This window comes from Paraclostridium dentum, from assembly GCF_012922555.1.
Classification (GTDB): domain Bacteria; phylum Bacillota; class Clostridia; order Peptostreptococcales; family Peptostreptococcaceae; genus Paraclostridium; species Paraclostridium dentum.
In genome coordinates this window covers 1-339 of the sequence record NZ_WIPK01000177.1, presented here as the reverse complement: position 1 = coordinate 339, position 339 = coordinate 1, and the positions used below count along the sequence as shown (strand labels likewise).

Genomic DNA, 339 nt, shown 5'->3' with positions numbered 1-339 from the left:
CGTCAGACTGGTCGACGGAGCCGCTGATCACCTTGCCGGCGCAGGAGGAGCAGGACCCGGCGCGGCAAGAGTAGGGCAGATCCACCCCCTCCTCCTCCGCCTGGTCCACAATGTAGACGTCGTCGGGGCAATCGAACTCCACCTCTCCTTCCGGGGTCACCAGCTTCACCTTGTAGGTCGCCATGCACGTCACTCTGCCGCCGGCGCTCGACGACTTCAGCCCGAACAGCGCCGCCTGATTCACCGGGCGGAGGCTGGTGGCGCCGGCCAGCGGCTTGCGGCTGAGGAAGGCGCTGTTGAACATGGTGCTGGAGAGACTCGCCATTGCTGAATTTTTTT

Annotated in this window: 1 protein-coding gene; it reads right to left on the bottom strand. The window is 64.6% G+C overall.

The annotated features are described in order from the left end of the window. The coding region (locus tag GFJ41_RS20805) for a 2Fe-2S iron-sulfur cluster-binding protein (RefSeq protein WP_306343060.1) at positions 1-304 on the bottom strand (304 nt) is incomplete at its 3' end. Between the last annotated feature and the right edge of the window lie 35 nt (positions 305-339).